We start from the raw sequence: 3609 nt of genomic DNA on the forward strand, positions 1-3609 counted from the left end.
TGAGCTATTTCAATATCTGATTTGAATCCCATAACAAACATCCTCCCACAATTTTTATATATTTTAATAACATTAATAAATAATGTTAATTAAATACTGTATTCTTAAATTAAATAAAAATAAAAACTATTTATTCTTTTTATTTTCTGCTTCTATTTCTAGTAATCTATTTTTTATAGCTCTAATTTCGTTTTTGGCATCGTCACTAACATCATATGGAGATTTATTAGATCTATCTGAATCTATTACAGTTTGATTGTAATGTATAAATCCTAGAGCTTCTCCATCTTCTAGATTACTTTTTATAAATTCAATATCTTCGTCATTTCTCATTTTATTTCCAACGACGAAAACCCTTTTCACGCCAATATCTTTGCCTAGTTTCTTTACTTTTCTATAAGTTTGAAGGCTTCTTTCACCTGGTTCAACAACCACTATGAAAGCGTCTACACCTTGTGCAGTACCTCTACCTAAATGCTCAATACCAGCTTCCATGTCCATAACAACAACATCTTTACTTTGTAATATTAAATGAGAACATAATCTTTTCAATAGTACGTGTTCTGGACACACGCAACCTGAACCACCTGTGTCAACAGTTCCTAAAGTTAATAATCCTACACCATTATATGTTTTACAATATTTTTCTGGTATATCATCAACCTTTGGATTAAGTTTAAACATTTTATTAAATGTACCTTCACTTGTTGCTGTTCTATCAGAAACTAACTTTTTCATTTCAGAAATTGGTACTATTGAATCATATATTTCTTTTGGAAAACCTAGCGCTAAGGCTAAGTTTGCATCTGGATCGGCATCTACAGCAACAACTCTATAACCTTCATCAGCAAACATTCTTGATAACATTGAGGCAAAAGTTGTTTTGCCTACTCCACCTTTTCCTGTTATTGCTACTTTCATTTCTTTATTACCACCTTTTCTGTCATATAGTTTTGAAACTATGTATTTATGTCTGTCTAACGTGTATTTAATAGGTAGCCTATTATTTTCATAATAGACTACCTTTCTCTATTCTATAAATTTAATTTTCTATAAATTGTTTACCATAACTAAATCTTAGTATAAGCAATCTAATTCTCCAGCAGCTCTCTTATTAAGAACTTTTTCTTGATATAAAGCTTCGAAGTTAGGTCTCTTAGCTTCTATACAATCCATTATATCTTGAGCTAATCCTACTGGATCATCTTCTCTTATATGGAAAGCAGCTCCTACTTTATCTCTTATGCTTCCGCATAATATTTCAACAGCTTTTGAAGAACCTGTAACTGGAGGCATAACACCTAAGAATGTTTCTATACCAGAACCAACTACATAAGTACCTATAGCTACTGCTTTTTCTGACATCCATTCAGGAGCACAACCAGCAACTGGTAAGTCACATATATCCATATCTAATGCTTTAGCTATTAATGAACAAACGTTTAATATACGAGAGTTATCAACACAAGATCCTAGATGGATTACTGGTGGAATATCAACTAATTGACAAACTGTAGCTAAACCTTTACCAGCATATTTAGCTGCATTTTCTTTTAACATTAATCCGTTCTTAGCAGCTGCAGAAGCACCGCATCCTGTAGTAACAACTAAGAAGTCATTTTTGATTAATTCTTTCATTATAGTTAAGTGGTTGTAGTTAGATGGAGTTCTAGCATTGTTACATCCAACAACTCCTACTACCCCTCTTATTACACCAGATGCAAGAACATCTATTAATGGTTTTAATGTGTTCATTTCATCTATTTGAGTGTTAACAACGTTGTTTAATTGTCCAACTATAGCAGCTTCAGCATAACCAACCATAGCTTCTGATTTTAATTCTGGAACCATAACTTTTTCTGGATCTCTGTTCTTGAAGTTTAATATAGCTTCTCTAACTATATGTTTAGCATCTTCTAGAGCAGTTTCTTCATGGAATTCCATGTAAGTAGAACCAGTTATTTTAGCTTTTGGTGAAGTAGTTATGAATTTAGTATGATAATGAGTAGCAACTTCTGCTAATGCAGGGAAGATACATTGAACGTCAACTATCATAGCTTCTACAGCACCAGTAATTAATACTAATTCTTGTTGATGGAAGTCACCAGCTATTTTTATACCATGTCTCATAGTTAATTCGTTACCAGTACAGCAAACACCTGATAATGTGATTCCGTCTGCTCCAACTTCTTTAGCTAATTCTTGCATTTCTGGTAATTCAGCAGCTAAAACTATCATTTCTGATAATGTTGGTTCATGTCCGTGAAGAACTATGTTAACATTGTTTCCAGCTAATACGTTAGTATTTGCTTCTGTATGAACTGGTTTTGGAGTTCCGAATAATATGTCAGATAACATTGTACCTATCATTGATCCAGCCCAACCATCTGCCATAGAACATCTAAATGACATATGTATTAAAGCATCTATATCAGCACAGCATCCTATATGAGTTGAATGCATTACTGTAGCGATTTCTCTATCTATTGCTCTTGGTTCTATACCATAAGCTTTCCATACTTCTTGTCTTTGTTTAGGAGCTCTTGCTAATAATCTAGATACACCGTGTGGTTTACCAAATTCCATTAAGCATTCATGAGATACTTCATGAGCTAAGTCATATATATCTTTACCTTCTGGATCTATACCCATGAATACAGCGAATTCTTTTAATAATTCTGGTTCTTTAACTTGATAAGCTCCTCCTGGAGTAGTTAATCCTAATGTATGAGTTATATCTCTAGCATGGTCTGAATGGGCAGCTGTACCACCAGCACACATTCTAGCGAAGTTTCTACCAACTATTGTATGTTCGTCAGCACCACAAAGTCCTCTTGGAGTTTTAGCGCTTATTCTACAAGGTCCCATACCACAGTTTCTACAGCAAACACCTTGAAGACCGAATCCACATTGTACTTTATATCCTAATTTTCTTTTATACATTGTTTCAACGCCGTCTTTTTCAGCTTTTTCTAATAGAGCCTTACTGTTAAGGTCTATAGTCATGGCTTGCATTTGTTCTAATATTTTATTTTCCATATTCATATTCCCCTTTTTAAAAATTAAATTTTCCCCTAAAATGCTGTTATAAGAAAATGTCTTTATTATTTATATAAATACATTCTTAATCAATATATATTTCTAAACGATAAAACACATACTTCTCAAGAATATATTCTTAACTAAATTATATACCAAAAATACTATTTTTGGTAAAGTTTTTAATAATTTTTTAACAAAAATTACGTTATTCTGACATTAAATAATTTTTGTTATTTGATTTTTTTCTTTAATTAATTTTTAGAATATAATTTGTTATTGTGTTTTAGCATTAATTATTAAATCAATAAAAATTTATACTAAAATTCATTACCACTTTTTTATTTTATCAGTTGTAAATCCTTTTCATTCAATTCAGAAAATGCTTTCACACAATTTAACATTCAATTTAATTATATCTCATTTTTTTCCAATTGTATAGGATATAATTTTAATTATATAAATATAACTTGGTTTTATTTTTTTGCTTTTTTTTTAACAAATTTTTTATTTTTTTATCAAAATTATTTACTCTTAGAGCTTTTATACGAATATTATTAAATTTTTTTT

At 30.7% G+C, this 3609-nt stretch carries 2 protein-coding genes; both read right to left on the reverse strand.

Annotation, left to right across the window (positions count from 1 at the left end):
- Nucleotides 1-126: 126 nt before the first annotated feature.
- Nucleotides 127-921 (reverse strand): nucleotide-binding protein, encoded by a 795-nt coding sequence (locus ACI3VO_RS09410; protein WP_439757671.1) that lies wholly within the window; start codon nt 919-921, stop codon nt 127-129.
- 156 nt (nt 922-1077) lie between these two features.
- Nucleotides 1078-3039 (reverse strand): anaerobic carbon-monoxide dehydrogenase catalytic subunit, encoded by a 1962-nt coding sequence (gene cooS / locus ACI3VO_RS09415; RefSeq protein ID WP_439757672.1) that lies wholly within the window; start codon nt 3037-3039, stop codon nt 1078-1080.
- Nucleotides 3040-3609 lie beyond the last annotated feature (570 nt).

The organism is Intestinibacter sp. (genome assembly GCF_051866655.1).
In the GTDB taxonomy this organism is placed as follows: domain Bacteria; phylum Bacillota; class Clostridia; order Peptostreptococcales; family Peptostreptococcaceae; genus Intestinibacter.